28 protein-coding genes and 3 tRNA genes are annotated in these 26,254 nt (G+C 36.1%); 15 read left to right on the top strand and 16 right to left on the bottom strand.

From position 1 onward, the window contains the following. Window positions 1-23: 23 nt before the first annotated feature. From AAGD76_RS05490 to AAGD76_RS05475, 4 genes are all read right to left on the bottom strand, one after another. Complete coding sequence (locus AAGD76_RS05490) at window positions 24-680, bottom strand: CADD family putative folate metabolism protein (protein ID WP_155969607.1); 657 nt, start codon at window positions 678-680, stop codon at window positions 24-26. A 70-nt stretch (window positions 681-750) separates the two neighbouring features. After that, window positions 751-827, bottom strand: a tRNA-Ile gene (locus tag AAGD76_RS05485). A 42-nt stretch (window positions 828-869) separates the two neighbouring features. Continuing rightward, window positions 870-1,193, bottom strand: a complete 324-nt coding sequence (gene trxA, locus AAGD76_RS05480) for a thioredoxin (protein ID WP_213862767.1) — start codon at window positions 1,191-1,193, stop codon at window positions 870-872. Window positions 1,194-1,320: 127 nt separating this feature from the next. Next, on the bottom strand, window positions 1,321-1,941 hold the full coding sequence (locus AAGD76_RS05475) for a ribonuclease H-like domain-containing protein (protein ID WP_341820505.1): 621 nt from the start codon (window positions 1,939-1,941) through the stop codon (window positions 1,321-1,323). Between the two features lie 180 nt (window positions 1,942-2,121). On the opposite strand from AAGD76_RS05475, the gene AAGD76_RS05470 reads away from it, so the two are divergent. The 9 genes from AAGD76_RS05470 to AAGD76_RS05435 all read left to right on the top strand — a co-directional run bounded on the left by AAGD76_RS05470 (window position 2,122) and on the right by AAGD76_RS05435 (window position 5,023). Continuing rightward, window positions 2,122-2,194: transfer RNA gene (locus AAGD76_RS05470), tRNA-Gly, on the top strand. Between the two features lie 520 nt (window positions 2,195-2,714). Next, window positions 2,715-2,873: a hypothetical protein gene (locus tag AAGD76_RS05465; protein ID WP_265017762.1), complete on the top strand. Its 159-nt coding sequence runs from the start codon at window positions 2,715-2,717 to the stop codon at window positions 2,871-2,873. A gap of 104 nt (window positions 2,874-2,977) precedes the next feature. Beyond that, complete coding sequence (locus AAGD76_RS05460) at window positions 2,978-3,223, top strand: transposase (protein ID WP_341820504.1); 246 nt, start codon at window positions 2,978-2,980, stop codon at window positions 3,221-3,223. 33 nt (window positions 3,224-3,256) lie between these two features. Continuing rightward, the gene (locus AAGD76_RS05455; RefSeq protein WP_007549224.1) at window positions 3,257-3,637 is read left to right on the top strand and encodes a helix-turn-helix domain-containing protein; all 381 of its coding nucleotides are present in this window, start codon (window positions 3,257-3,259) and stop codon (window positions 3,635-3,637) included. 42 nt (window positions 3,638-3,679) lie between these two features. Further along, window positions 3,680-3,955: a transposase gene (locus AAGD76_RS05450; protein WP_010082387.1), complete on the top strand. Its 276-nt coding sequence runs from the start codon at window positions 3,680-3,682 to the stop codon at window positions 3,953-3,955. An 18-nt stretch (window positions 3,956-3,973) separates the two neighbouring features. Further along, complete coding sequence (locus AAGD76_RS05445) at window positions 3,974-4,156, top strand: transposase (protein WP_265031869.1); 183 nt, start codon at window positions 3,974-3,976, stop codon at window positions 4,154-4,156. 122 nt (window positions 4,157-4,278) lie between these two features. Continuing rightward, entirely contained in the window at window positions 4,279-4,620 is a 342-nt protein-coding gene (locus tag AAGD76_RS06455) for an IS3 family transposase (protein WP_095866567.1), read from the top strand. Between the two features lie 84 nt (window positions 4,621-4,704). After that, window positions 4,705-4,869: a DDE-type integrase/transposase/recombinase gene (locus AAGD76_RS05440; RefSeq protein WP_156768661.1), complete on the top strand. Its 165-nt coding sequence runs from the start codon at window positions 4,705-4,707 to the stop codon at window positions 4,867-4,869. Beyond that, entirely contained in the window at window positions 4,859-5,023 is a 165-nt protein-coding gene (locus tag AAGD76_RS05435; protein WP_080717614.1) for an IS3 family transposase, read from the top strand. The genes AAGD76_RS05440 and AAGD76_RS05435 overlap by 11 nt, the downstream gene beginning before the upstream one ends. A 240-nt stretch (window positions 5,024-5,263) precedes the next feature. Here the strand turns inward: AAGD76_RS05435 and AAGD76_RS05430 are convergent, their stop codons facing one another. The 3 genes from AAGD76_RS05430 to rpmE all read right to left on the bottom strand — a co-directional run bounded on the left by AAGD76_RS05430 (window position 5,264) and on the right by rpmE (window position 7,739). Beyond that, window positions 5,264-6,619, bottom strand: coding sequence for a hypothetical protein (locus AAGD76_RS05430; RefSeq protein WP_341820503.1), 1,356 nt, complete (start codon window positions 6,617-6,619; stop codon window positions 5,264-5,266). An 83-nt stretch (window positions 6,620-6,702) separates the two neighbouring features. After that, window positions 6,703-7,497 (bottom strand): NAD kinase, encoded by a 795-nt coding sequence (locus AAGD76_RS05425; RefSeq protein ID WP_070356930.1) that lies wholly within the window; start codon window positions 7,495-7,497, stop codon window positions 6,703-6,705. Window positions 7,498-7,535: 38 nt separating this feature from the next. After that, the gene (rpmE, locus tag AAGD76_RS05420) at window positions 7,536-7,739 is read right to left on the bottom strand and encodes a 50S ribosomal protein L31 (protein ID WP_007548602.1); all 204 of its coding nucleotides are present in this window, start codon (window positions 7,737-7,739) and stop codon (window positions 7,536-7,538) included. Window positions 7,740-7,867: 128 nt separating this feature from the next. On the opposite strand from rpmE, the gene fabD reads away from it, so the two are divergent. Next, window positions 7,868-8,848 carry an ACP S-malonyltransferase gene (gene fabD / locus AAGD76_RS05415; RefSeq protein WP_038199165.1) on the top strand — a complete coding sequence of 327 codons (981 nt, stop codon included), beginning with the start codon at window positions 7,868-7,870 and terminating at the stop codon, window positions 8,846-8,848. A gap of 39 nt (window positions 8,849-8,887) precedes the next feature. On the opposite strand, the gene gpmI is transcribed toward fabD, so the two are convergent. From gpmI to AAGD76_RS05375, 8 genes are all read right to left on the bottom strand, one after another. Next, complete coding sequence (gene gpmI, locus AAGD76_RS05410) at window positions 8,888-10,408, bottom strand: 2,3-bisphosphoglycerate-independent phosphoglycerate mutase (RefSeq protein WP_341820502.1); 1,521 nt, start codon at window positions 10,406-10,408, stop codon at window positions 8,888-8,890. 33 nt (window positions 10,409-10,441) lie between these two features. Then, window positions 10,442-10,513: transfer RNA gene (locus tag AAGD76_RS05405), tRNA-Asn, on the bottom strand. A 516-nt stretch (window positions 10,514-11,029) separates the two neighbouring features. Further along, window positions 11,030-12,541 (bottom strand): bifunctional phosphoribosylaminoimidazolecarboxamide formyltransferase/IMP cyclohydrolase, encoded by a 1,512-nt coding sequence (purH, locus tag AAGD76_RS05400; RefSeq protein WP_341820501.1) that lies wholly within the window; start codon window positions 12,539-12,541, stop codon window positions 11,030-11,032. A 46-nt stretch (window positions 12,542-12,587) separates the two neighbouring features. After that, window positions 12,588-13,420, bottom strand: a protein-coding gene (locus AAGD76_RS05395) for an IS5-like element ISWpi1 family transposase (RefSeq protein ID WP_341820157.1) whose coding sequence is annotated in 2 segments (ribosomal slippage) — window positions 12,588-13,051 and window positions 13,051-13,420 — 834 coding nt in all. Because the reading frame shifts where the segments join, the coding sequence is not laid out codon by codon here. A 120-nt stretch (window positions 13,421-13,540) separates the two neighbouring features. Beyond that, window positions 13,541-14,440 carry a methionyl-tRNA formyltransferase gene (gene fmt, locus AAGD76_RS05390; RefSeq protein ID WP_341820500.1) on the bottom strand — a complete coding sequence of 300 codons (900 nt, stop codon included), beginning with the start codon at window positions 14,438-14,440 and terminating at the stop codon, window positions 13,541-13,543. Window positions 14,441-14,452: 12 nt separating this feature from the next. After that, a complete protein-coding gene (rplT, locus tag AAGD76_RS05385; RefSeq protein WP_341820499.1) occupies window positions 14,453-14,818 on the bottom strand; it encodes a 50S ribosomal protein L20 in 366 nt (121 codons plus the stop codon). Window positions 14,819-14,838: 20 nt separating this feature from the next. Beyond that, window positions 14,839-15,045: a 50S ribosomal protein L35 gene (gene rpmI / locus AAGD76_RS05380; RefSeq protein WP_007548610.1), complete on the bottom strand. Its 207-nt coding sequence runs from the start codon at window positions 15,043-15,045 to the stop codon at window positions 14,839-14,841. Between the two features lie 98 nt (window positions 15,046-15,143). Beyond that, window positions 15,144-15,587 carry a PAS domain-containing protein gene (locus AAGD76_RS05375; RefSeq protein WP_010962890.1) on the bottom strand — a complete coding sequence of 148 codons (444 nt, stop codon included), beginning with the start codon at window positions 15,585-15,587 and terminating at the stop codon, window positions 15,144-15,146. A 165-nt stretch (window positions 15,588-15,752) separates the two neighbouring features. On the opposite strand from AAGD76_RS05375, the gene alaS reads away from it, so the two are divergent. Together alaS and AAGD76_RS05365 are read left to right on the top strand one after the other, a co-directional pair. Next, window positions 15,753-18,386: an alanine--tRNA ligase gene (alaS, locus tag AAGD76_RS05370; protein WP_341820498.1), complete on the top strand. Its 2,634-nt coding sequence runs from the start codon at window positions 15,753-15,755 to the stop codon at window positions 18,384-18,386. Between the two features lie 73 nt (window positions 18,387-18,459). Further along, the gene (locus tag AAGD76_RS05365) at window positions 18,460-18,603 is read left to right on the top strand and encodes a hypothetical protein (protein WP_153801319.1); all 144 of its coding nucleotides are present in this window, start codon (window positions 18,460-18,462) and stop codon (window positions 18,601-18,603) included. A 731-nt stretch (window positions 18,604-19,334) separates the two neighbouring features. Here AAGD76_RS05365 and AAGD76_RS05355 read toward each other — a convergent pair. Continuing rightward, window positions 19,335-20,870, bottom strand: coding sequence for a lysine--tRNA ligase (locus AAGD76_RS05355; protein ID WP_010082403.1), 1,536 nt, complete (start codon window positions 20,868-20,870; stop codon window positions 19,335-19,337). 108 nt (window positions 20,871-20,978) lie between these two features. On the opposite strand from AAGD76_RS05355, the gene AAGD76_RS05350 reads away from it, so the two are divergent. Genes AAGD76_RS05350 through AAGD76_RS05340 form a run of 3 tightly spaced genes read left to right on the top strand, consistent with a single transcriptional unit; the run spans window position 20,979 to window position 26,247 of the window. After that, the gene (locus AAGD76_RS05350) at window positions 20,979-21,275 is read left to right on the top strand and encodes a type IV secretion system protein VirB3 (protein WP_007548615.1); all 297 of its coding nucleotides are present in this window, start codon (window positions 20,979-20,981) and stop codon (window positions 21,273-21,275) included. Window positions 21,276-21,284: 9 nt separating this feature from the next. Next, window positions 21,285-23,690: a VirB4 family type IV secretion/conjugal transfer ATPase gene (locus AAGD76_RS05345; protein WP_341820568.1), complete on the top strand. Its 2,406-nt coding sequence runs from the start codon at window positions 21,285-21,287 to the stop codon at window positions 23,688-23,690. Beyond that, window positions 23,683-26,247, top strand: a complete 2,565-nt coding sequence (locus tag AAGD76_RS05340) for a type IV secretion system protein (protein ID WP_341820497.1) — start codon at window positions 23,683-23,685, stop codon at window positions 26,245-26,247. The genes AAGD76_RS05345 and AAGD76_RS05340 overlap by 8 nt, the downstream gene beginning before the upstream one ends. Window positions 26,248-26,254 lie beyond the last annotated feature (7 nt).

The raw sequence follows: 26,254 nt of genomic DNA, 5'->3' as shown, positions 1-26,254 counted from the left end.
TGAGTTTAAGCTACTTACAACTACTAACACACGCTAGCATTCATCATTCCATCAAGAAAACCCCACAAGAGCCTTGCTCCCTTTTGAGCACCCTGCATAACTTTATCTTGCTCTTTTTCATCTAGATCTTCAATAAGATTTGCACATTCCTCAGAATGCCATTCATCAGCATGCATATGGACCGTAAAAAATTGAAGAGAACGCTCATCACTTATTGAATAGTGTTTTTTTAAACCTTCAATTTTAGACTTGGAAACCTCTGGAGTTTGACGTTCGTAAGCGTACAAGGCTCCAAGACCTGCCGCAAAACCTGATCTTACAATATCAAAGTAACCATCAACTAACTCCTGTGTCTCTTTAATCTGTGCACTTTCACGAAGATCAGATCGCGCAACGCCAAGCCCTTCAGCAAAACGTTGCCATAATTCTGGATGATTTTCATCACCTTGTTCCTCTTCTATTAAATTACCAAGTAAAACCTGTCGCATTTTTAGATCTGGGCACAGAAAATGTATACCACTGATGTAACGAGGAAACGCAGCAACGTGGTGATAATATTCTTTAGCATAGGTTTGTAAAGCTTGCAAGCTTAAGCTTCCTGTATTCCATGACTGGTAAAATGGATGATTTAGTAAGTGCAATTCATCTAACTTGTTATTTAGAGACTTAGTAAATTCCATCATTTCCCCCATTACATTAATATATAGTTCATATACTATAGTTTTCTCATTGTTACGATCATGCTAACAATGGTGGGATTGGTAGGACTCGAACCTACGACCAATTCGTTATGAGCGAACTGCTCTAACCGACTGAGCTACAATCCCTTTTATCAAGATTTATAATACACACAAAAGCAAATTTGTCTATTAGCTTATTTCACTATCAACCCAACTTGGCAAATCATTTGTTGCACCAATTTTGCGTGCAATTTCCTTACCATCTTGAAATATGATTAAAGTGGGTATAGATTGCACTCCATACTTACTTGGCACTTCAGTCCCTTCATCTATGTCGAACTTGCAGATCTTAATCTTGCCTTTTCTGTCTTTAGCCAACTGTTCAATACGCGGCATTAGACTTTTACATGGCCCACACCATTCTGCCCAAAAATCTACCAGAACAAACCCTTTATAGTCAGTGACTTCAGATTTGAAATTTTGATCATTTACCGGTGTAATATCATCACTCATAAAATACCTAAACTTAAAACGATTGCTTGTAAAATATAGCGTATCTATTAGCAGTTAATCAACTAAATTCTTACCGCAGAGCTTGAAAAATTGCCCTAAAGTGTTTTGCACAAACAAAAAACTTCTATTACATCTGGTGGTTAAAGATATCCACGTTTTCCCAACCCATTAAGTCTAATTCAATACGAGTAGGAAGAAATTCAAAGCACTTTTGGGCCAATTCTTTTCTATTTTCACGTTCCAGCATTAAGTCTAGCTTTTCCTTTATCCTGTGGAGATACAAAACATCAGATGCAGCATAACTTTTTTGTTTGTCTGTTAAATTTTCATTTCCCCAATCAGAAGATTGCTGCTGCTTATTTAGTTTGGTATCAAGCAGCTCTAAGCACAACTCTTTTAAGCTATGATTATCTGTGTAAGTGCGAACTAAACGTGAAGCTATCTTTGTGCAATAGCACGGAAGTGCCCAAGTTTCCAAGTAATAACGTATTATGCTCACATCAAATCGCGCGAAGTGAAATATTTTAGTTATATTTTTATCCTCTAATATTTTTCTTAAATTTGGCGCTGTATAATCGTTCTTGAGTTGAACTAAGTGAGCGTTGCCATCATAAAAAGAGAGCTGCACAAGGCATAATCTATCTCTGCTATGAAGTAGCCCCATTGCCTCGGTATCAACAGCTATAGACCTTATATCATCTGGTATTGAACTAGCTGGCAAGTCGTCTTTATATAAAAATATTCCCATAAAATTAATACATTTTTTGGCACAATTGAAAACCTATGATAATCAAAAATGAGTCTTAAGTATACGAAAAGATCATAGAAGGAACCACGCAAATTTATGGGCTCTCACATTTTTCGTGTACACGGGGTTTACAAATCGCTGTATATGCCTATAATTAAGTAAATTTAGGTTAATTTAATTGCGGGAGTAGCTCAGTTGGTAGAGCGCAACCTTGCCAAGGTTGAGGTCGAGGGTTCGAACCCCTTCTCCCGCTCTTTGCTTTCAAAATCATTTCGTCAAAAATCCCTTGACAAACTCCGCCAGCCCCCTTATCATGAAAGTGAAGCTATTTATTTATCTTCTCTGTACAGATTAAATGACAAAAAAACTCACGTATCTGGCGTCCCATGTTTAATTTTTTGCACTATGTGCACCTTATGTCTTTATAAAATTTCTAGGTTTTTACCTAATATAAGCTGAAATGCGCTTATAAAGCATTTAAAACATCAAAAAACGCCGATTTAAAAAATGGATAGTGAATAACTAGCTACCCTAGGGTTTCTTTTGCCTTTTTTTCTGTTTAGTAAATTTCTTAATGTTTATAATTTAGATTAGTTGCGGCTTAAAAGCAACTAAATCGCGGTTATTAAGCGTTTAGAATAAAAAAACGCCATACTTGAAAGTATAATGTAAGTAATTAGCCAACCACGGGGCTTCTTTTGCCTTTTTTTTCGTTTGGTAAATTCCTTAATATTTATAGCTAAGAGAGCCCAAGAGAGGTGTCATTCCAGCGCGTGACGCTGGAATCCCAAAAAAAGGATGATGTCATCCCAGTGCTTGACACTGGGATGGCTTTGTTGCATCGCTCAAGTGAAAAGAACTGGCAGTTACTGACAAAATTCATTATAAATAGCCATTTAACTGTTGAAGAAAAAATATGCCACAAAAAATGAGAGTCAGTAACTGCCATGAATATAACAAATTTCTCCAAGAAAGAGGAAGCATTTTTTGTTATATCAATGACGCCATAGAAAATTAGTACGAGAATTGTCCAAAAATGCAGGGCGGCAACTATATTTATAGTGATAAAGTTGTGATTTTGGTGCATATAATCGTCAGTTTCTTTAGAATTGGTTTAAGACAAACAGTCGGGTTTATAAAAGGGTATTTGCAACAAATAGGAAGAGATTTGGCAGTTATCAGCTATTCACAAGCATCAAGAAGGTTTAAGAAACTTAATATTAAGATAAATGATTGCAGAATTGATAAAAATATAGCTCTTTCCATAAAAGTCCGGATGTGATAGGATAAGGGTAGATGATGATAAGGAGGTTGAATGCCAGCAGCATATAGTTATGATTTAAGAAAAAAAGCAATGGAAGCGCTAGACGAAGGAGAAAGCAGAGAAACAGTGGCAGCAAGATTTAAGATTGGACGAACTACTTTATGGGAGTGGCAGCAAAGAAGAAAAGAAACAGGAGACTTTCAATCAAAAAAACTTGGAAATGGGGGTTACAATCACAAAATTACCGACTGGGATACCTTTGCCAAATTTGCCAGAGAACACGGAGGAAAGACTCTATCGGAAATGGCTAAACTTTGGAACAACGTTAGTATCCAAACGATCTATCGAGCCCTTAAAAAAATTGGATTTACGCGCAAAAAAAGACATATGGATACAAGGAAAGAAACGAAGAAAAACGTGCTGAATTTTTGAAAATTATAGCGACAAAAGAACCTAAAAACTTAGTGTATATAGATGAGTCTGGCATTGATAACACCGAACTACGGATATTGCCAGAAAGGACAGCGGTTTTATGCCTTAAAATCTGGAAAGAAAACTCAACGAATCAGTATGGTTGCAGCCTTAAGTGGAAGAAAGATAGTTGTTCCGTTAACCTTTGAAGGCCACTGTAATATGGATGTTTTTAATGGATGGTTTGAGCAATTTTTGACACCGATCTTGGAACCTGGACAGACTGACCTTACCCAGAAAAAGTGGAGAGAAAGAAAGGAGTTTTTTCGGGTAAAATAAAATTTTGGAGGATTAGAAATGGCAAGAGAATATACGGCAGAATTCAAATTGGAAGCTGTTAAGCTGACAAATGAACAAAGAAAGGTAGGTCAACCAGTTGCAAAAGTAGCAAGAGATCTAGGAATAAGGGATAGTGTATTAGGAAAATGGATGAAGAAATATAACGAAAAAAGTCAGCGGCAAATGCATTTCCAGATGTAGCACCTTATGACAAAGAGAGATTTGATTTACAGAAAGAGTTAGCAAAAGTAACAAGAGAAAGAGACATTTTAAAAAAAGCCCTGGCCAGTCAAAAAGAGTAAAATATTTTTTCATAAAAGAGCATAGTAAACACTATAAAGTGCAGGAATTATGTAGGGTTTTCTGCTAGTGGCTACTATAAGTGGACTACAAGGAAAATAAGCAGTAGAGAATCAGCAAATAAAGAGTTATTAGCAGATATTCAAAAAATATATCAAGCTTCTAAATGTAGATATGGAGCTCCTAAAATTCATGCTGAATTAAAGGCTTTGGGTAAAAGTTGCAACTTAAAAACAGTGCAAAGTATTATGCAGAAAAATGGTATTCAGGCTATATTGAGAAGAAAATTTAAAATTAAGAAACAACAAACGGACAGTAGCTCCCAATATATTAGACCAAAACTTTATTGTCGATCAACCAAATAAAGTATGGGATTACTTATATAAAAACCAAAGAAGGATGGCTATATTTGGCAACAATAATCGATCTATATTCACGCATGGTAGTTAATGAGCAGTTCAATAAATAAACAATTGGTTATGGACTCTTTATTAATGGCCGTTAACAAGCGTAAACCTGCCAAAAATCTACTATTACATAGTGATCAAGGTTCACAATATACTTCGCAAGGTTATCAATATCTCTTATCCATAAAAAACATAGATGAGTCATAAAGGTTGTTGTTACGACAATTCTGTTGTGGAAAGCTTCTTTAGCTCATTGAAAAGAGAAATACTTATTGATACTTCACAACACTCTGCTCAACAAACTAGAACTGCAATATTTGAATACATAGAAATTTTTTATAACAAACAACGTCACTATTAACTATTGCATTCCTGAGCATTTTGATTCATCATTCTCTTTGTGAAAAACATTCCAAACTTTCTCTCCACTTTTTCTGGGTAAGGTCAGTCAGCTACTTGGATGACAGGGGAGGGAGGTGCTACCCTGACAATCGTCATCCCGCTACGTGTTAGCGGGATCTAGAGATACCGCGAATGAATCGCGGTATGACGGTCTGCGGCGGTATGACGTAGGGCTGCACTAGCTATATCATGCATTTTATTAACCGACACTATAAACAACATCCTTACAATTATGAGATTGAACCACAACTTGCTCAAGCGTTAAGCTGCTGCGTTTAGCGTCTTTACCGTGGTTTTCCCCAAGAACATTTGTTCTTTCGTGTTTTATTTCTTCAATGAATTTCTTGTTAACGCTTTCAGGGTCAATCTTTTCCTGCGAATATATAAGATTAGTGCAATTTGTTTTTCTATAATAATGTATGCCAAAACCCACAATGAGTAATGCAAGTATACCAGAACCTATAAGTAATGATAATCCTATGTTATTAGTCAAAGGGTTTTGGTAAAATTTTTGTACACCATTAACACCATGTGTTGCAAGTAGCCCTAGAGGAAACGCTATATTTGCAGCAACTACACCAGTAAATAATGCAGTAAATATTGGTCTGTCGTTAATTACTGATTTTATTTTATTAGTTCTAGTAATTACTTTTTCGTCAATGTTAGTGAAGCCTTGTTTAGCTTCCCAAGCATTAAGTACAAAATTTGAATGAGTGCCATTGCTATATTCCAGTCTTACAGATTTTATAGCTTTATCTTTTGGCTGGTGCTCCAACACCTCAGCTAAAATTTTATCCGCATCTTTTTTTTGAATGGAATGTTCTTCAGTATCTATAAATTGCCTTGTTGCAAAAAATATTGGACCAATTGCAAGCAATGCAGCAAGTGCGATAACTGGTATAGTGATATATTTTGGGCTGTTTGTAAAAAATGCAATAAATTTTGCTTTATCTTGTAAATATAATAAAGCTGCAGATATACTGAGTATAATAGCACTTGCAGTAAAAATTATAAAGCCCTTCTGCTGCATGGAATACTTTGCTCTTGGCAAGAATCTGTTTGTTTTTTTATTTGTTGTGCCACCTACATCAGAATTTAGTGACAAAGACTCTTCAGAGTCATCTGTCTTATATGATGGTGGAGAAGTTGAAGGTACATTGCTAAGTTTGTTACTTGATTCTCTGCTTAACCGTGTTAATGTTTTATCAAGATCATCAGGATCATCAAATACTGTCTCTTGAGAAGGGGATCTGCTTAGAGTTGAATTTTGTGGCACGTCAACATGAGTTTCTTCACCTTTTGTTTCTTCTAGGGAAGGAGGTGATACTTGAGTCTCAAGAGTTAACGGATCTCTTGAATTAGCATTGCTGTTTTTTTTCTCTTTAAATTCTTCCTCTAACAAAGCTTTTAAAGCTGTATTTTCATCATTTTTTTTCGGAGTACTTGTCCTAAGTGCTGGTATTGGTAAAATTCCTGGTGTTATCTCGCCATCTTCACTTATTGATGTGGAAGAAATTAATGTTACTGTTTGTTCTTCATTTACTGGTCCAGGCATATTCACTCCAAAATTAATTACTATGCTGCATTGATTACGCTATAGTTATTAAGATATAGTAAATACCAATTTACGGATAATTATTAGTATAGAAATTGTCTATCAAAGATTCTTTCATTCAGAGGGTAATCTTTGTCAAAAAGCAAAGTTATTGTGTTTTCGTGGTCTTTTTGTATTTTTATCTGTGATATATTATGAAACTCCTTGTAATCTGATACTACAAGTGCTGGACGGTTTTTTGTGTCGTTAATGTCAATTTGTACGATTGTATCGTTTGATATTAACGCTCCATTCCAATGCCTTGGGTAATAGCTATTGATAGAAGTGAGTGCAAGTAAATTTGAATTTAGCGGCAAGATTGGGCCACCGGCAGAGAAGTTGTATGCAGTGCTGCCTGTGGGGGTAGATAATATTACTCCGTCCCCTCTAAATTTTTCTACTTTTAGCTTATCATTAATAGTAATATTCATCTCTACTATTTGGTTCGCTTTTCTAAAAACGTATACTTCGTTTACTGCTATGTAATGATATCTCTTGCCACTTGTGTCTGTTGCTTCCATTTTTAGCAAAGTTAACTGAGTTGAAGTTGCATGCTCTATATGATCAATTAAATCTTCACTGCAGCTAAAGCATTTATTCATCAAAAACCCAACATTGCCAGTGTTTATCCCATACACATGCATGTTTTTATTTTCTATGACGTAATTGTGCAAAGTGCGTAGCATAAAGCCATCACCGCCAACAACTATCAATAGATCGATTTCGGACTTATTTTCTTCTGTTATATTGATAAAATTAAGTTTCTTTAATAGTTTAGATACTTCCTGCGATTTTGGTGATGGAGAAGCAACATAGCCTATATTTTTGTATTTATGCATGCTTCAGTAAACTCTCTAAAACTTAAAGAGGAGGAGAATTAGAAAATGCTTCCATATTTATCGTTAAACTTAGCTAATTTGCTAGTTTTACTTGCTAACCCGCTTGTCAAACTTCCAGTCCATGCAGGGTGAGTAAGAGGATCTCTATCAAGTTTTACCCTATCTCCCTCCTTTCCATAAGTGGAACGAGTTTCAAACTCTTGACCGTCTGTCATAACTATAATAATTTTATGATAATTCATTGTTGTTTATAAACTTTTAGTCAGTTAATATTCTAGTGAACTTAATTCACTAAGTCAATCATTATTCTAAAATATTGACAAAAAATAAATAAAGTAGTATATTTAATAAGGAATAAATAATAACTATCATGATTTTTGCTTTCCCCGGTCAGGGCTCTCAGTTTGTAGGAATGGGAAAGAGCTTATATAGTGAGTTTTCTGTTGCAAGACAAGTATTTAATGAAGTAGATAGCATATTGGATGGAAAGCTGTCTCATTTAATCTTCAACGGTCCTATTGAAGAATTAACCATTACAGAAAACGCTCAGCCAGCTATAATGGCAGTATCAATTGCAATGCTACGTGTTATGGAGCATGTGTTTGGCAAATCTCTTTTCACTGATCACAATGTTAAATATGTTTGTGGGCATTCAGTTGGCGAATATACAGCGCTGTGTGCTGCAGGAGCGTTAACGCTTGAGTCTGCAATCAAGCTGCTGAAAGTTCGCAGCGAAGCAATGCATGAAGCTTCACTGAAATGTAAAGGCGGAATGGTTGCGTTGCTTGGAGCAGAGATAAATGAAGTGGAAGATATATTGAAATCAGTTCAAATTGACGGAATTTGTGAAATTGCAAACGATAACGGTGGCGGACAAGTGGTTATAAGTGGCACTAGAGAAGCTCTTGAAATGTTACCCGATTTATTCAAAAACTCGAGTGTGAGGAAACTAATTAAATTACAGGTTAGTGGGCCTTTTCATTCATCTCTTATGAAACCTGCTGATGAAAAAGTTTTGGAGTTTTTGAAGGGTATTAAAATAACCCGTCCTATAGTTCCTTTGATATCAAATGTTACAGCTAAAGAGGAGAGTGATCCCAAAGTTATAAAAACTTTACTCGCCAAGCAAGTTGTAAGCAGAGTGAAATGGAGAGAAATGGTTTTGTATATGTCAAGCCGTGGCATTAACAAATTTGTTGAAATTGGCCCTAATAAAGTTTTATCTAATTTGGTCAAAAGAATTGACCAATCTATCAGTACAAAAAATATAGATAGTATTGGTGATATTGACAGCTTCTTTAATGAATCATTAGTACTAACAGCGAAAAATTTAAAAGTTGGATTAAGTTAAAACACATCTATTTGATGTCATTCCGGTGCATAACGCTGCCTAGCTGGAATGACAGAGGGTAATGCAAGAAATCAACGAACTGCCTGTCATTTCGTTTGGTTTTTTAATTCCAAGTAGCTGTAAAATAGTAGGGGCAATGTCAGATAACCTTCCGTCTCTTAGTTTTAGATTATCGCAAGACACAATAAATGGCACTTTATTTAGAGTGTGTGCTGTATGAGGTGTATTATTTTCTTCATCGAACATACATTCCACGTTACCATGGTCTGCAGTAACAATTAATGCGGTGTTGCTTGACTTTTTAACAGCATTCAGCACTTTCGCAAGACAATCATCTACAGCTAGCACAGCTTTCTCGGCTGCTTTTATATTACCTGTATGCCCTACCATATCAGGATTAGCGTAATTTACAACTATCAGTGCGAATTCTTGGGAGTGAATTTTTTCTACAAGCTTTTCTGTGAGCTCGAAGGCTGACATTTCGGGCTGCAAATCGTAAGTTTGAACTTTTGGTGAGGGAATGAGTATTCTTTCTTCACCAGAGAAAGGTTCTTCTTTTCCACAATTGAAAAAGAAAGTCACATGAGCGTATTTCTCGGTTTCGGCGATACGTAATTGTCGTAATTTATTGTCTTCTATTGTTTGTCCTAGAGTATCAGCGAAAGAAGTAGGAGGAAAAATATAAGGAATTTTGAGATCTTCTTTATACTTCATCATACTTAAAATTGAAGAGAATTTTGCTACCTTAGCGTAATCTGTTTTGCCAAGCAAAATACTTGCTAATTGTATCATTCGATCAGCACGAAAGTTAGCCAACAGCACTCCATCTTCTGGTTTTATACCTTGATAATCACCTATTACTGCGGGCCTGATAAACTCATCAGTTATGTTATTTTGATAGTTATTCTCAATCAACGATACTGCATTATCATGACAAGGTGCCTTTGCAAATGCGATAGCCTCATAAGCTTCGATTGTTCTCTTCCACCTGTTGTCACGGTCCATAGCATAGTAACGCCCAGAAACAGTAGCAATTCTTGTGTCATTTCCCTTTATACTCTTTGTAAATTCTTGAATGCATTTTTTTCCTGAATTTGGCAATGTGTCTCTGCCATCTAAAAATGCATGTATCACCACTTTTATTCCATGCTGTGATATTTTATTTGCTAAAGTTGAAATATGCTTTTGATGCGAATGAACACCACCATCGGACACCAATCCCATTATATGGCATACTCCGTTCTTACTTTTTAGATCATTAATAAAACTTTGTAGATTTACATTGTTTTCTATTGTTCCAATCTCTTGATTAATGCGCTGAAGGCTTTGTATTACCACTCTACCACTGCCAATATTCATATGGCCAACTTCTGAGTTACCTATTTGACCACCAGGTAACCCCACATCAGTTCCACAGGCGGATAAACTGCATTTTGGATAATTAGAGCTAATATATTGCCAACAGGGTGGATTTGCGTTGCTAATAGCATTGTATTTACTGCTTTCTACTCCATTTCCCCAGCCATCTAGTATACATAAAACCACTGATTTAATGTTCATATAAAATCAACACTAGAATTTCACAGAGAAAAGCTCCCCGGGCCGGATTCGAACCAGCGACCAATTGGTTAACAGCCAACTGCTCTACCACTGAGCTACCGAGGAATAAACCGTTTTTAATTTACCATGTTGAACGTTGGTTGTAAACGTTTTTTGTGTAGACTTTAAGTCCAACTGACCCATAGAAACAAAAAAACTTACTTGACAAACTCCGCCAGCCCCCTTATTGTAGTATTAAGGGTATTTCTGACTCAAAACTTGTTTTTGATCCGCGCGGGTTCAATAACAAAAATTCAGTAAAAAACTTGGAGTATCTATTGGCGGATTACATAAAATTATAGCGGCTGCATGTCTTTTTAATTTTTTCTACATTCAGCCAAATCGCGCTTATTTTAAGCGTTAGCACATTATTACAGCGCCAATTTAAAGTATTAGAGGGTCAAAACTCGCACCACGGGGCTTCTTTGCCTTTTTTTTTATTTGGTAAATTTTTTAACGTTTGTGGCTAAGCGACAGCCGTCATCCCGCTGCTTGTTAGCGGGATCTCTTGTTAGCGGCTGAGATACCGCGAATGAATCGCGGTATGACGGTTTGTGGCGGTATGACGATAAGACACAAAGCCTAATGGAAAAAACTGCGAACGCCAGTGAAAAACATAGCAATTTTATTTTCATTTGCAGCTTTTATCACATCTTGATCTTTTAGCGAGCCGCCGGGCTGAATTATAGCTGTAATTCCATGTTTTGCACTTTCTACTATGCTATCTGGGAATGGAAAAAATGCATCTGAAGCAAGCACTGCACCTTTACATTTTTCACCTGCTTTTTTCACTGCAATGTTCACACTATCTATTCTGCTTGTTTGCCCTGCGCCGATGCCAATAGCACAACCATCTTTTGCTATAACTATTGCGTTGGATTTCACATGTTTACATATTTTCCAGGCAAAAATAAGATCTTCCTTTTCTTTTTCTGTTGTAGTGCACTTTGTTACTTGTTCTGCTTTTATTGTGTGGTCATTATTTTCTTGCACCAAAAACCCACCAACAACATTTTTAATTTGGTATTTCACATTTTGTTGGAAAGATTTATGAATAATCACTCTTAAATTTTTCTTTCTTTGTAAAATTTTTAGTGCCTCATTGTTTACCGATGGTGCTATCACTACTTCCAAAAATATCTCGTTTAATTTTTCTGCTAGCTTTAAATCTATCTCCCGATTTAAGGCAACTATGCCACCAAAACTGCTTACTTCATCACATGATAGAGCCTTTTCATATGCCTCCAAAGCATTATTACTAACAGCAGCGCCACATGGGTTATTGTGCTTGATTATCACTGCTGCAGGCTCTTTAAACTCAGAAATTATGTTAAGTGCGGACTCTATATCTACTATATTATTATAACTCAACTCTTTTCCATGTAGTTTTTCCAACGGATATTCTGTAAATTGATTACTATAAAATGCAGCTTTTTGATGGGGATTTTCACCATACCTGAGTTCTTGTACTTTATGCCCATATAGTGCGAAAAACTCTGGCAACTCATTATTTTTACTCTGGGATAAAAACCAACTGTGAATATTAGAATCGTAGTGTGCAGTGAGAGCAAATGCTTTGGTTGCTAAGTGTTTTCTATATTCCAATGTTGTTTTATTGTTATTTTCTATCATCTCAGCTTTCAGTGCTTCATAGTCTTGAATGCTAGAAATAACTGAAGTAAAACGAAAGTTTTTTGCTGCAGCTCTAATTAACGCCACCCCGCCGATATCAATTTGTTCTATAATTTGCTCTTCATTTGAGCTGCTACTTACTGTCTCCCAAAATGGGTATAGGTTAGTTATAAGCAGGTCTATTGGCTCAATTTCTAGATCTTGCACTTCCTTTTTGTGCTTTTCTCGATCATAAAGTATTCCTCCATGAATTTTAGGGTGTAAAGTTTTCACTCTACCACCCAGTATCTCTGGAAATTGTGTGTAATCTGAGACCTCTTGTGTTTTTATTCCTGCACTAGATAGCACTTTATAAGTATTGCCCGTTGAAAGAATTTCTATTTGTTGCTGCGTTAAAAACGATGCAAGATCAATTATATTCGTTTTATCGTATACTGATATTAAAGCTCTTTTTATTTTCATTTTTATATGGAAAGTTTTTTAAGAGGTTGTCCGGAAACTAGTAAATTCAAGCATATTCCCTCTTTAACATAACCCTACTCATAGCTAGGTATATGAAATTCTCAGTGGATGTTGTGAGTAAATCATACTCCTTCGATAGCCTTCTATTCCTATTAACCCAAGCAAAAGTCCTTTCTACAACCCATCTTCTTGGCTGTACTTTAAACCCTTGTTCTCTTGTTGGTAGTAGCTCAGGTGGCGTATCTTTGTGCACCCAAAATCTACATGGAGGCCTTTTAACAATTTCAATATCTATGTCATATTCTTCCTTTATGTGATTCTTTAAATTTCTTCCTTGGTATCCCATGTCAGCCCACATTTTTTTAACTTTAGTATATTTTGTTCTCATATTGTTTAATGCTATTTTAATACCATCTCTATCATTTTCGTTAGCAGCACCTACGTAACAACCTAGTATAAAACCCTGAGTGTCTGTAATTATATGCCTTTTTCTACTCTTTACTTTTTTACTTCCATCATAGCCTTTGATCCCCCCTTTTCTGTAGTCTTTACAGATTGACTATCTACTATACAGGCACTCGGCTGCTCATTCCTTCCTATTTTTCTTCTACTATATTTTGTAATTTCATAATTCATTTTCTCAAAAATTCCCTGCTTCTTCCATTGCCTGAACTGCTCATACACAGTCTTCCATAGCGGAAAATCATTTGGTAAATACCGCCATTGACACCCTGTACGCAATACATAGAAAATTGCTTCTAATATTTCTCTTTTGCTATACTTTGGCGGCCTTCCTCCTTTCTTGTATGATACTCTGAAGTGTTTTTCTATTCTTGCCCATTCCCTTTCGCTTAGATCTGTTGGATACTTTTTTCTCATCTTTACCCCGTACTAAAATTTCAGATATTATAGCCTTTTACTTGTTTCCGGACAACCTCTAAGATTATATCTAAGAAAAGGAAATTTAGCTATTACATTTCTACACTAATTTAAAGCAGTCTATTCTATAAATTTTTTTACCATGCTTGATTTCAAGCCACGAATAAAATCTTCAATACTGCAAGGATTTCTTCCTTCCATTTGTACAACTTTAGGAATTAAAGTGCCACCTTTTAAACTTATGTGCATATTATCGTTAACAATCTCACCTTGTTCTGAAGCGAAAGCTTCAAAGTCAGCATCAAGTATCCTGATACGTTTATTCTCTATCTTGATAAACGCTTTTGGGTAAAACGCTTTAACTTTTCTATAAGCAACTTCACAAGCATCACTTGCATAAATTTTATAGTCTTCCACTTTGTCAGCGTAACATGCATCGTTATCGTTCTGTTTTAAGGGAAGCTGTTTTTCAATTTCGTTTAGCACTTTCAGCAGTAAATCACTGCCTAGCTTAGATAATTTATCATGCAATGTCTTGTAATTATCGTTCTTTTCGATAAGAAATTTTTCCTGTTTTAAAATAGGGCCGGAATCTAATCCTTCATCCAATTGCATAATGCTAACCCCGGTTTCTTGATCTCCTGCTAAAATTGTGTGCTGTATCGGGGCTGCACCACGCCACCTTGGTAGTAATGAAGGATGAATATTAATACAACCATATTTAGGAATATTCAAAATTTCTCTTGGAAGTATCAATCCATACGCAGCTACAACTGCAACGTCTGGTTTGAAATTTCTAAATTTTTCCTGCTCTGCCGAGAACTTTAGAGAGATAGGAGTACATACCTCTATGTTACTTTCTTCAGCGATACCATGTACTGGAGATTTCGTTGGCTTCTGTCCACGCCCTGAAGGTTTTGGAGCCTTGGTGTATACTGCCACCACTTCGCTCTTTGATTTCAGTAACAAGCTCAGAGAATTAACAGCAAATCCTGGTGATCCCATGAAAATAATTCTCATAGTGTTTTTGCTTTAAGAATTCTCCGCTAATTTACCACTTACAGTTTCTACTAATTTGGCAAAATCATCCTTATAATTAACTGCCATCTCAGCAAGAATTTTTCTATTTAAATCAATGCCGGCAAGTGCAAGACCATGCATAAACCTACCATAAGTAAGCCCATGCTCTCTTGCTGCTGCATTAATACGTATTATCCATAAGCTACGGAAATCACGTTTACGGGTTCTTCTGTCTCTGTAAGCATATTGCAGTGCTTTTTCAACTCTTTGTAATGCAATTCTATAACAGCTTTTTGCACGTCCTCTATAACCCTTTGCCAGTTTCAATATTTTTTTATGACGAGCGTGAGTAGTGACTCCACGTTTTACCCGAGCCATTTTATTTTACCTCCATTTTGTTAAATACCGTAAGGCATATGAAGCTTAACTATACGCGAGTCAGATTTACCAAGAATCGTTGTACCGCGCTGATTACGAATATTAGATTTACTTCTCTTTACCATGCCATGCCTTTTGCCTGACTGAGTAGAAATAACTTTACCCTTAGCTGTAAGGTGAAAGCGCTTTTTCACAGAAGATTTGGTTTTTAATTTTATTTTCTTCATATTCCAAATAAATTTACAAGCACTACTATTGAGTTCTTTAATAGTAATTAAGCATTAGTATAAATAATTTTATTAAAGAATCAAATTAAAATTGTATATTAAAGGAGTTTAAAAGTAATTACGCCCAATATGTGTGTTATACCTTCTTTATTCCCAAGTGGCAACAATACTTGCCTCATTTTAACACTTTCACTTTCTTCCTCTTCATTGATCGGGCATTTACTCTCTATTACAGTATCAAGTTTATCAATAACTGCATCTATTTTATATAGTCGCAAAAATGGTGCATCAATTGCATACTTATTATCAATGCGCGTCTTTTTCTCAAAACCATAGAATTCAACAGCCTTTTCTCCTGCATTTTCACAAATATAACCTTGATCCTTGACTTCAATGACAAAACAATGCTGCCATGATTCCATTATTTCTGCAGTGTCTATTTCATGCCTTTCTGGCCAATCTCTGTCTGATCCTTTTATGTCATTCCAGTGTTGAGTCACCACATTTGCTATTCTTTTTTCTTTGCCTACATAAATTTCCATTCCAATTTCCACATATAAAACACAGATATGAGGTAAATTTATCGTGAATATATTGATTTTTTCTTACCACAAGGTGCATGTCACTAGAAGTTCTGAGATCTAGAGAGTGGTATTGATTTTATTTCCATTACAACTTATTATTTATAGATAACCTCAATAAAAACGATGAAGCTAAACGAAATCAGAGAAAGATTTATAAAATTTTTTGTAAATAATGACCACGAGCAGGTTTCTTCTTCTCCTTTGATTCCAGAACATGACCCAACGCTCATGTTCACAAATGCTGGTATGGTGCAGTTTAAAAATATTTTTACTGGTGCTCAAAAAACTGAAATGAAACGTGCTGTCTCAAGTCAAAAGTGCCTAAGAGCAGGCGGTAAACACAATGATCTGGAAAATGTTGGCTATACAACTCGGCATCACACATTTTTTGAAATGCTCGGAAATTTTAGCTTCGGTGATTACTTTAAGGAAACTGCGATAGAATTTGCGTGGGAATTTATCACTAAGGAGTTATCTCTTGATAAAAACAGACTATCCATAACCGTCTACCATACTGATGATGAGGCGTACGAGATTTGGCGTAAGATAAGTGGCTTTTCAAGTGATAAAATCATAAGAATTACAACGGATGATAACTTTTGGAGTATGGGAAGCACTGGTCCGTGCGGTCCATGTTCTGAAATTTTTTATGACCATGGGAGTCCTAATTTACAAGAGGGCGATAGAATTGTTGAAATCTGGAATCTGGTATTCATGGAATTTAATAAAGATGAAGAAGGTAATTTACATAAATTGCCAAAAAAATGCATCGATACCGGAATGGGCCTTGAGAGAATAGCTGCTGTTATGCAAAATGTCCATGATAACTATGATATTGATCTATTTTCTGCTTTGATAAGTAAATCACAGGAGTACTGTGGAAATACGGAAAATAAAATAGCCCATAAGATCATTGCAGATCATCTTCGTGCAGCCGCATTTCTAATTGCAGAGGGGGTGCTCCCTGGAAATGAAGGCAGGAATTACGTATTACGCAGATTAATTAGGAGAGCCGCGCGTTATGTCCATCTGCTTGGATATAATGATTCCCTACTCCATCGTATTTTTCCAGTGTTGATAGATAGCACGAGTTCGGCTTATATGGGAGCTGAATTAGTCAGAGCTAAAAGCTTAATAGAAACGACGTTAAAATCAGAGGAAGAAAACTTTAAAGACACTTTGATGAAAGGTATCAATCTCCTGGAGAAATTTACTACAGATTTAAAATCGGGCGATACTTTGCCTGGAGAATCAGCGTTTAAGCTATATGACACCTACGGATTTCCTTTGGATATTACACTTGATATTTTAAAAGAGAAAAAAATAAATTTTGACCAGAAGGGTTTTGATGATGCAATGGGAGAACAAAAAGAGAGAGCACGTGCTAAATGGGCTGGATCTGGTGAAAAATCTGTTGAGCAAGTATGGTTTGATTTGATCGATAAATTTGGCAAAACAGAGTTTGTTGGTTATGAGTTCAATGAAGTAAGTGATGCGAAAATACTAGCTATAGTTTCCTCTAAAAATGAAATAATTGATTCTGCAAAGGAAGGAGAGAAGATAACCATTATACTTGATAAAACACCTTTTTATGGCGAGTCAGGTGGACAAGTGGGAGATACTGGCAGTCTGATCAAATCTGATAGAAGTATTATTATAGTCGAGAATACCAATAAGGTTAATGACCTATATTTGCACAGATGCATAGTTAAGTTCGGTTCAATTTGTAAAGGTAACACAGTTGCAGCAAGCATTGACAAGGAAAGAAGGCAAACCTTAAGAAGAAATCATTCAGCTACACATCTTCTGCACTTTACACTCAGAAAAATTCTAGGTGATCATGTCACTCAAAAAGGTTCCCTAGTTGCACCAGATAGACTGAGATTCGACTTCAGCCATAACACTCAAATGACTCAAGATCAGTTGTTTTGGGTAGAGGATATGGTAAACTCTCTAATCAGAGAAAATCTTTCCGCATCTACAAAAATTCAAAGCATGAATCAGGCAATAGACGAAGGAGCTATGGCGTTATTCGGCGAAAAATATAGCGATCAAGTAAGAGTAGTGAAGATTGGAGATTCAAGGGAACTGTGTGGTGGCACGCACGTTGAACATACTGGAGAAATCGGTTTATTTAAGATAGTAACAGAGAGTTCTGTTGCTTTTGGAGTGAGGAGAATTGAAGCTTTAACTGGTCAGGAAGCAATCAATTATGTACGTGATAATGAAATTAACTTAAAAAAAGTTGCAGAATTCGTAAAAGCGCCAGTGAGTGAAATAACAAGCAGATTAAGTATTTTAAGTCAAGAACACAAAAAATCCGAAACCAAAATAAAAAACCTATATAAAAAGCTTGTGAGTGCAGAGAATATAAAAAGCACCGAAATAAATGGAATAAATTTTATAAGCCACACTTTCACTGATATTCCAGCAAATGTAATAAGAGAGTTTGTTTTGCAGCAACAAAAACCAAAAACGGTAATAGCTTTTACGGCAACAGAAAAAGATAAAACAGTCTTGATTATTAAAGTAAGTAAAGACTTAATCAATAAGATTAGCGCAAAAGAACTAATATCCATAGCAGTTAAAAAGAACTGTGGTGGGAATGCTGAACTTGCACAAACAGGCTGTGATAGCAATAAAATAGATGATGCCATTACAGCCATTTATAGCAAAATAACAGCTTCTAAGCACTCTACGTCATACCACCACGAACCGTCATACCGCCGCGGCGCTAACAAGCAGCGGGATACTTAACCATCGTCTACACCGTCATACCGCGATTCATTCGCGGTATCTCTTAGCATAGATCCCGCTAACAGGTAGCGGGATGACGGTTGTCAGGCTAGCTGTCATCCAAGTAGCTCGACTACTTGGATCCAGGAAAAAGAATGGTGTCATGAAAGTAGCTGACACTGATTCCTTTATGATGGTGTCATCCCAGTGCCCAGACACTGGGATCCAGGAAACTTAATTGCAAGTAATGCATTGGATTTGGTGAGTATGGGTTTTGCGTTATAGAATGAAGCACTTTTGGTGAATTTATAAAGAAAGCTGGATCCCAGTGTCAAGCACTGGGATGACAAGGTATAAACCTTATCGTCATGCCGCCGCGAACCGTCATACCGCGATTCATTCGCGGTATCTCAGCCGCTAACAAGAGATCCCGCTAACAAGTAGCGGGATGACGGTTGTCGTTCAGCCACAAACATTAAGAAATTTACCAAATGAAAAAAAAGGCAAAAGAAGCCCCGTGGTTATTATCCGCTTTAAAATATTGGCGTTTTTTATGTTTTAAACGCTTGACAAGCGAAATTCAGCTGCTTTTAATTGCAGCTAACTTACGCTGCAAACGTTTAAGAAATTTACTAAGCAGAAAAAAAGACAAAGAATCCCCGAGTTAGCTAGTCTTTTACTATCTCTGTCGAGTATTGGCATTTTTTGATGTCTTGTAACGCTTTATAAGCGCGTTCAGCTTATTTAGATAAAAATCTAGATGTAGATGAAGTTTTGTAAAGACATACAGTATCTATATACTGCAAAAAATTGAACATAAGACGCCGATACATTAAGTAATCCTTACCTTTTAATCTGCAGATTGGCGAAAGCAAATACAATAGCTTCAGTTTCATGATAAGGGGGCTAGCGGAGTTTGTCAAGGAATTCTTATTAAAACTAAAGAGCTCAAATGAAAGGAGGTAAACTCTAAAGTATACATTTAGTAGCGCTTTCTATGAGAGAAATCGTATTACCTATTCCGTAAAGCTTTATGAAAGATCCCATTCTTGGACCGGTTTTTTGGCCAAGTAACGTTTCATATAATAGCTGAAACCAGTCACGTAAGTTGGTGTAATCATATTTTTTTCCAATAGAAAATACCTGAGATTGAATTTCTTCAGCAGTAGCAGTTGTAGATAGAGAATGTAAAGTGTCCTTCAAATCTAGTAACGCTGCTTTTTCTTTTTCATTTGGAGTTTTATATGATTTTGTTGGCTTGATAAAATCGTGATAATACTTTACTGCAAAGTCTGAAAGTCTATCAAGCATTTTATTATTTTCTGGTGTAACGTTTGGTGCATAAGAGGATATAAAACCCCATAGGATCTCTTTGTTTTCAGCATTACAAGCTGCTGCTAGGTTTAAAAGTAGTGAGAAATTTATGCCTGAAGTTTCTATACTGGGAACATTGCCCTGGTGAATGTGCCAAGCAGGATTATTTATATCCTTTTCTTTGTTCTCATGATAACGCTTTACAAATTCTAAATATTCATCAGTTGATTTTGGTATCACATCAAAATATAAACGTTTAGCTTTTTTAGGACTCTGAAAAATGTACAATGCTAAGCTCTCTGTTGGTGCGTAAGTTAGCCACTCTTCAATTGAAATGCCATTTCCTTTTGATTTTGATATTTTCTTTCCTTCTTTATCAAGAAAAAGCTCGTAGCAAAACAGAAGTGGTGGCTTTTCTCCAAGTATTTCACATATTTGACTTGAAAGCACAGCAGATGGAGTTAAATCTTTTCCGTGAGCTTCGTAATTTACTCCAAATGCGGCCCACCTCATTCCCCAATCAGGTTTCCATTGCAGTTTACATTTTCCTTTTGTCACTGGAACTTCTATTTTTTCCCCGTTTGGGTCTTCATATGTGATTGTTCCTTTCTCTGTATTTGTTTCAATTACTGGAACTTGTAAAACTTGAGAAGTTTTTGGGCATATTGGCAAGAATGGACTATAAGTCTGCTGTCTTTCTTCCCGAAATGATGGAAGCATTACGTCCATCACTTTATCATAATTTTTCAGTAAGAGTAAAAGTTTTTCATCGTAAACGCCAGATTTATAACACTCTGTTGCACTCCTGAACTCGTATTCAAATTCAAACATATCAAGAAATTTACACAACAATGAATTCATATGATGACCATAACTCTGATGAGTGCCAAATGGATCAGGTATCATAGTCAATGGTTTATTTAAGTGCTCTCTTAGCATCTCTTGATTTGGCACATTATCTGGTATTTTTCGCAAACCATCCATATCATCTGAAACTGCAATGATTTTGGTTTTTATACCAGGAGCTATTTTTTTTAATGCATTTACAATAACTGTAGTGCGGAAAACCTCTCCAAAGGTTCCTATGTGGGGTAAACCAGAGGGTCCATAACCAGTTTCAAATATTATTTCTTTTTTATTAGGAAACTCTTGCAATATTTTTTCTGCTTCTTGAAATGGCCAATTTGTCATTATCGGGATTAAATAATGTATCTTAACTTAAAGTGCTACTAGTTTCAATGGATTTTTAATATAATGATATAGTATTAGTGTTAGAGCTATTATTAGAAGGTTAAAGATATGTCCACAGGTAGTATACAAACAGATCAATTATTTAAAGGTCTTACAAGACCTGCAATGCTCTTTGGTGTGAGTTATATGTTTGCAATATTAAACGTCCTGATTTGCATGCTAATTTTCATTAATTCAAATGATTTAAGAGTGATTCTCTTAATGTTACCAGGTATACATGGACTTGGTTATATAGCTTCTGCAAAAGAACCGTTGTTTATTGAATTATTTATGGTAAAATTGGGAAAGTGCTCGAAATGTTTAAATCGTTTTTACCATGGAGCCAATTCTTATGATATTGCTTAACGTTGTGTGATGCTGAGGTTTAGGGCTATTCAATCAAAGAATAAATCTACTCTGAACAGGGAAGTTCACGCTGCTGAATTTATTCCTTATTCTTGCTATTGGAATAGCACAACCTTGATGACAAAAGAAAATTGGTTGGTTAAGGTTATAAAATTAAGTGGTTTTGCATTTGAAACTGCCGATGACGAGGATTTAGTCATACAGAACAACATCAGGAATCAGATGCTAAGAAGCATTTCATCTCCGGCATTTAGTTTGTATTTTCATACTATCAGACGTAAGAAAAATATTTTTTCTGATGAATTTGCAAGTCAAGGTTTGCCGAATTTTTTCGCTAATCACGTAAATCTAAAATGGAGAGAAAAACACGCAACAAGGCAATCATTTATTAATGACCTATACGTTACGATTATCCGTAGAGCGGACACAAAAGGAGTAGAATTTTTGTCACATCTACTAAAAAAATTCGGACATGTAACTTCAAAACATGCTTGGGAAAGTGATATACGTGCCACGTATGAAGATTTAGAGGAAACGACAAATCGTGTAGTGACAAGCCTTAGAAATTATTCGCCTAAAATTCTTGGAGTAAAAGAAACTCCAGATGGTTTGTTCTGCGAAATAATGGAGTTTCTATCTAGAATCGTAAATTGTGGCTTCGTTACAAATACGCTTTTTCCGCTAAGAACTGAAATATCAAGATACTTACCAGTACATAGGTTATTCTTTGGCCGTAAGATGATACAGGTTGTGACTCATAATGAGAGTAAATATGCTGGAATAATTAGTATCAAAGAATATGGAAATCATACTTCTGCAGGAATGCTTGATTCGTTTTTACAACTTCCTTACGAGTTTATAATTACGCAATCTTTTCAATTTATAAACAGGCAAATGGCGATTGGAAAAATGCAGATACAGCAAAATCGAATGATACAGTCTGCAGATAAAGCTATTTCTCAAATAGCAGAAATTTCTCAAGCGCTTGATGACGCAATGAGTGGTAAGATTGCGTTTGGTCAACATCACCTGACTATTTTATGTATAGAAAAAAGTCCTAAATCATTGGATAACGCTCTGTCGTTGGTAGAATCAGAGCTTTCTAATTGCGGTGTTTACCCTATACGTGAGAGAGTTAACCTTGAACCAGCATTTTGGGCGCAAATTCCTGGTAATTTCGATTATATAGTGAGAAAAGCTACAATAAGTAGTCTTAATTTGGCTGGATTTGCATCTCAACATAATTATCCTACTGGTAATAAATTCAATAACCACTGGGGAGATGCCGTTACAGTTTTTGACACGACATCTGGTACTCCATTTTTTTTCAACTTTCATATAAGGGATGTTGGACACACTATGATAATTGGCCCAACTGGTGCTGGTAAAACTGTTTTAATGAATTTCCTGTGTGCCCAAGCGATGAAGTTTTCTCCAAGGATATTCTTTTTTGATAAAGATCGCGGTGCAGAGATTTTCTTAAGAGCACTTAGTGGTATCTATACTGTAATAGAACCAAGAACTAAAACAAATTTTAATCCTTTACAACTTGATGATACCTCTGATAATAGAACATTTTTAATGGAGTGGATAAAGTCTTTAATTTCGGTATATAATGATAAATTTACTTCAGAAGATATTGCACGAATTAATGATGCAATTGAAGGAAATTTTAAATTAAGAAAAGAAGACAGATTCTTGAGAAACCTCGTACCGTTTTTAGGGCTTGCAGGTCCTGATACTCTAGCTGGGGCAATATCTATGTGGCATGATAATGGTTCTCATGCTGCAATATTTGACAATAAAGAAGATTTGCTAGATTTTTCACGAGCAAGAGTATTTGGTTTTGAGATGGCTAGCTTGCTCAAAGATCCTGTTGCTCTTGGACCGGTCTTGATTTATTTATTTCATAGGATTAGTATATCTCTTGATGGCACTCCATCTATTATCGTTCTTGATGAGGCATGGGCGTTAATAGATAATCCAGTTTTTGCACCCAAGATAAAAGACTGGTTGAAGGTACTGAGAAAACTAAATGCTTTTGTGATTTTTGCTACTCAGAGTGTTGAGGATGCAAGTAAAAGTACTATTAGCGATACGCTTGTACAACAAACAGCGACACAGATTTTTTTACCAAATCTGAAAGCTACTAGTGTCTATCGGGATGTTTTTATGTTAACTGAACGTGAATATATATTAATTAAGCACACAGATCCGAGTACTAGATTCTTTTTGGTGAAACAAGGAGTCAATGCTGTAGTAGCTAGAATAGACTTAAAAGGCCTGGATGATATAATCAACGTATTATCCGGACGTGCAGAAAGTGTTCTATTGTTACACGATATATTAAATGAAGTTGGGGACAACCCAAAAGTATGGTTGCCTATATTTTATCAGAAGGTAAAAAATGTTTAAGACTAAGCTGTCATTGCTATTAATTGCGATATTTTTACTAAATATAGACTTTTTACTCTCATATCCAGTGCTTGCAGATGGAGTAAGTGGTACTGACAAGACAGAATTTGTTAGCAGATTTAATTCCACTGGCAGTTTTAGTCGTGCCTCTAATCCTGATTGTGGAGCGTTTAAAACAGCTGCAGCACTTGCTGGAATAGCGATTGCTGTTGGCGCAATATTTACTGGCATTGTTTTGATCGTTTCTTCTGCTGGTTTGTTTACCGCTCTTGTTATTGTTGGAATGATAGCTGCAATTGTTGGAGTCTGGAAAGCGATAGGAGGGCTTGTTGTTTGTGAACATAGTTTTGTTAAACACCCAGTTGCACGTGATCATGATGGAAAATACAAAAATTTTAAATTAGAAGACACAGGTTATAGTGGCTGCACCAATGAAAATTACCAAACAGAAGAGGAATATTTTTCTTGTTTGCAAAATAAAGCTCGGGAAGACGTGAACAAAAAAGATTATGACGGGAAAAGAGCAGAAAAAGAAGCCTTAAATTCTAACGTTCAGGAGAGTACAGAGAGTTATTACTGGCCAAAAAATGGTGTGCAATACAGTGAATATATAGAAGTATGTCATCGAAACCCTTTAACTTTTGGTAATCTTTTTAATAAGGTAGACTTTAATTCCAGAGGAAAACCTGGATACATAGACTTTGATGTCAGGGAGAAAGACACTGGATACGTAGATGGGTCATGGTCCTCGAAGGTTGATGGTGGTCTGGAATGTAGAGTTCTCAAAGCAGGACAGAGCGAACCCATACATGGAGCTACATTCAAAGCAGTGAGAAAAACGGGCAGATTATGTGTGGAGTTAGCCAGTGTTAGCATGCTTGGTATCGAAATGACTCCTTGGCCGCAAGGGGTTGATATGGGGTGCACGGAATTGCCACCTGACCCACTTGCTCCTATGTGTGAAAAATCTGTGATGATATTCAAAAATAAAGATGGTACAGGAGAGAAAAAAGTTCCTATTGGTAATAATGATGACTATAAAACTATTATCAGATCTAAAGAAAAAAGACTCAACGGACAAGGGGGGGAAATTTTTGTAGGTTATGATAATGCTGGCTGTTTTAGCTCGTATGTTTCTGAAGCTTGTTATAACCAGGCAGGGAGTAAATCATTAGCTCCTATTCCCGTAACTTCTATGATAGTGCAATGCATTAAGGAATCGTTAGATAATTTAGTTGCAGGTAAAGGTGCACCAAATGGTGAGAGTTTTATATCTGTAGCACAGAAAAGGCTGAAAAACACTGTAACTGCTGTTTTAGTTTTAGCTTTAATACTGTTCTCTATAAAAGCCATGTCTGGTGGAGTTCAGAGGCCTCAAGAAATGTATATGTTGATCATAAAATTCGCTTTAGTGATTTACTTCACAACAGGCAGTACCATGTCTCATTATTATGGAGAATTAACTCGTCTCTCAAATGGTTTGTCAGAGATAGTGCTAAAAGCATCATCTGAAAGTAAAGGCATATGTAATTATAAAGCAGGTACAGATTATGAATATACTCGTGCAGGAAAGAGGGTATCTTACAGTTATCTTGCACCTTGGGATAGGCTTGATTGTAGAATTTTATTTTATTTAGGTGCCCCTTTAGATGGAATTGGTGGCAAAATTGGTACTGGAGGTGTTGCAACGTTAGCAGTCTTGCTTGGTGCTGCTCCTGTCTTATTAGTTGCAGGTTCGGTAATCGGTATTATTTTTGCTGGTGGACAAATTTTAGTAGCTCTTGTCTGTATATTTATGGCCGTTCTGATGATGATGGTTATTTTGTGGCTGTGCTATGTATTTATTTTATCTCTAGTTGCTTTAAGTGTAATCATCATTTTATCACCTTTGTTCATTCCTATGGTTTTATTCCAACACACCAAAGGATATTTTGAAGGCTGGGTGAAAGAGTTGATTACCTATAGCTTATACCCGGTTATCCTTTTTGCGTTTTTGTCCTTTATGTTCATAGCATGTGATAAAATCTATTTTAAAAATTTAAATTTTGAACTGGACGAGTCATATAAAAATGAACAACCGGACAAGTCATATGAAAAGAAACAAGCAGAAATCTCATATAGTAAGAAAAAACAGTGGTTTAAATTGAAAGATGGGGAATGTGATAAAAATGAAACTACTCTTGCATGTATGATGCAAAATTATAGCTTTAAAAAGAGCAGCATACTTGGTCTATTCGACTTTACATACATGGAGTTTGGCAGCTCTCTCATCGGAGAATTATTAAAATTGTGTTTAGTATTATTCCTCTTTTACCACTTTTTAAACATTCTTCCTGGCATGGCTGCTGAACTTGCTGGTAACCATAGAGCAGCACTTGGCTCAGGTCAGACACCTGGACAAATGGTGGGCAAAGCTTTATCTGCTGCCAAAGCTGCTGCTGGGGGTGTTGCTGGAGTTGCTGGTGCTGCTGCTAAGAAGTTGAGTGGTGGAGACAAGAGTAAATCTCGAGGTTCTGGTTCTAGTAGCTCCGAGAGTGTTAACAAAAGCACTGAATGAGTTGGAT

It is taken from the genome of Wolbachia endosymbiont (group A) of Cydia strobilella, assembly GCF_964026745.1.
GTDB classification, from domain to species: domain Bacteria; phylum Pseudomonadota; class Alphaproteobacteria; order Rickettsiales; family Anaplasmataceae; genus Wolbachia; species Wolbachia pipientis.
Note: the sequence above shows the minus strand (reverse complement) of the source record. Positions and strands in the feature narration are given on the sequence as shown.

Bases quoted from the DNA above. Each gene is read 5' to 3' on its own strand.
- AAGD76_RS05490 (WP_155969607.1), bottom strand. From the start codon at position 680: ATGGAATTTACTAAGTCTCTAAATAACAAGTTAGATGAATTGCACTTA.
- trxA (WP_213862767.1), bottom strand. From the start codon at position 1,193: ATGAGTGATGATATTACACCGGTAAATGATCAAAATTTCAAATCTGAA.
- AAGD76_RS05475 (WP_341820505.1), bottom strand. From the start codon at position 1,941: ATGGGAATATTTTTATATAAAGACGACTTGCCAGCTAGTTCAATACCA.
- AAGD76_RS05460 (WP_341820504.1), top strand. From the start codon at position 2,978: ATGCAGGGCGGCAACTATATTTATAGTGATAAAGTTGTGATTTTGGTG.
- AAGD76_RS05455 (WP_007549224.1), top strand. From the start codon at position 3,257: ATGCCAGCAGCATATAGTTATGATTTAAGAAAAAAAGCAATGGAAGCG.
- AAGD76_RS05450 (WP_010082387.1), top strand. From the start codon at position 3,680: ATGAGTCTGGCATTGATAACACCGAACTACGGATATTGCCAGAAAGGA.
- AAGD76_RS05445 (WP_265031869.1), top strand. From the start codon at position 3,974: ATGGCAAGAGAATATACGGCAGAATTCAAATTGGAAGCTGTTAAGCTG.
- AAGD76_RS05440 (WP_156768661.1), top strand. From the start codon at position 4,705: ATGAGCAGTTCAATAAATAAACAATTGGTTATGGACTCTTTATTAATG.
- AAGD76_RS05435 (WP_080717614.1), top strand. From the start codon at position 4,859: ATGAGTCATAAAGGTTGTTGTTACGACAATTCTGTTGTGGAAAGCTTC.
- AAGD76_RS05430 (WP_341820503.1), bottom strand. From the start codon at position 6,619: ATGCCTGGACCAGTAAATGAAGAACAAACAGTAACATTAATTTCTTCC.
- AAGD76_RS05425 (WP_070356930.1), bottom strand. From the start codon at position 7,497: ATGCATAAATACAAAAATATAGGCTATGTTGCTTCTCCATCACCAAAA.
- rpmE (WP_007548602.1), bottom strand. From the start codon at position 7,739: ATGAATTATCATAAAATTATTATAGTTATGACAGACGGTCAAGAGTTT.
- fabD (WP_038199165.1), top strand. From the start codon at position 7,868: ATGATTTTTGCTTTCCCCGGTCAGGGCTCTCAGTTTGTAGGAATGGGA.
- gpmI (WP_341820502.1), bottom strand. From the start codon at position 10,408: ATGAACATTAAATCAGTGGTTTTATGTATACTAGATGGCTGGGGAAAT.
- purH (WP_341820501.1), bottom strand. From the start codon at position 12,541: ATGAAAATAAAAAGAGCTTTAATATCAGTATACGATAAAACGAATATA.
- fmt (WP_341820500.1), bottom strand. From the start codon at position 14,440: ATGAGAATTATTTTCATGGGATCACCAGGATTTGCTGTTAATTCTCTG.
- rplT (WP_341820499.1), bottom strand. From the start codon at position 14,818: ATGGCTCGGGTAAAACGTGGAGTCACTACTCACGCTCGTCATAAAAAA.
- rpmI (WP_007548610.1), bottom strand. From the start codon at position 15,045: ATGAAGAAAATAAAATTAAAAACCAAATCTTCTGTGAAAAAGCGCTTT.
- AAGD76_RS05375 (WP_010962890.1), bottom strand. From the start codon at position 15,587: ATGGAAATTTATGTAGGCAAAGAAAAAAGAATAGCAAATGTGGTGACT.
- alaS (WP_341820498.1), top strand. From the start codon at position 15,753: ATGAAGCTAAACGAAATCAGAGAAAGATTTATAAAATTTTTTGTAAAT.
- AAGD76_RS05365 (WP_153801319.1), top strand. From the start codon at position 18,460: ATGACGGTTGTCAGGCTAGCTGTCATCCAAGTAGCTCGACTACTTGGA.
- AAGD76_RS05355 (WP_010082403.1), bottom strand. From the start codon at position 20,870: ATGACAAATTGGCCATTTCAAGAAGCAGAAAAAATATTGCAAGAGTTT.
- AAGD76_RS05350 (WP_007548615.1), top strand. From the start codon at position 20,979: ATGTCCACAGGTAGTATACAAACAGATCAATTATTTAAAGGTCTTACA.
- AAGD76_RS05345 (WP_341820568.1), top strand. From the start codon at position 21,285: ATGCTGAGGTTTAGGGCTATTCAATCAAAGAATAAATCTACTCTGAAC.
- AAGD76_RS05340 (WP_341820497.1), top strand. From the start codon at position 23,683: ATGTTTAAGACTAAGCTGTCATTGCTATTAATTGCGATATTTTTACTA.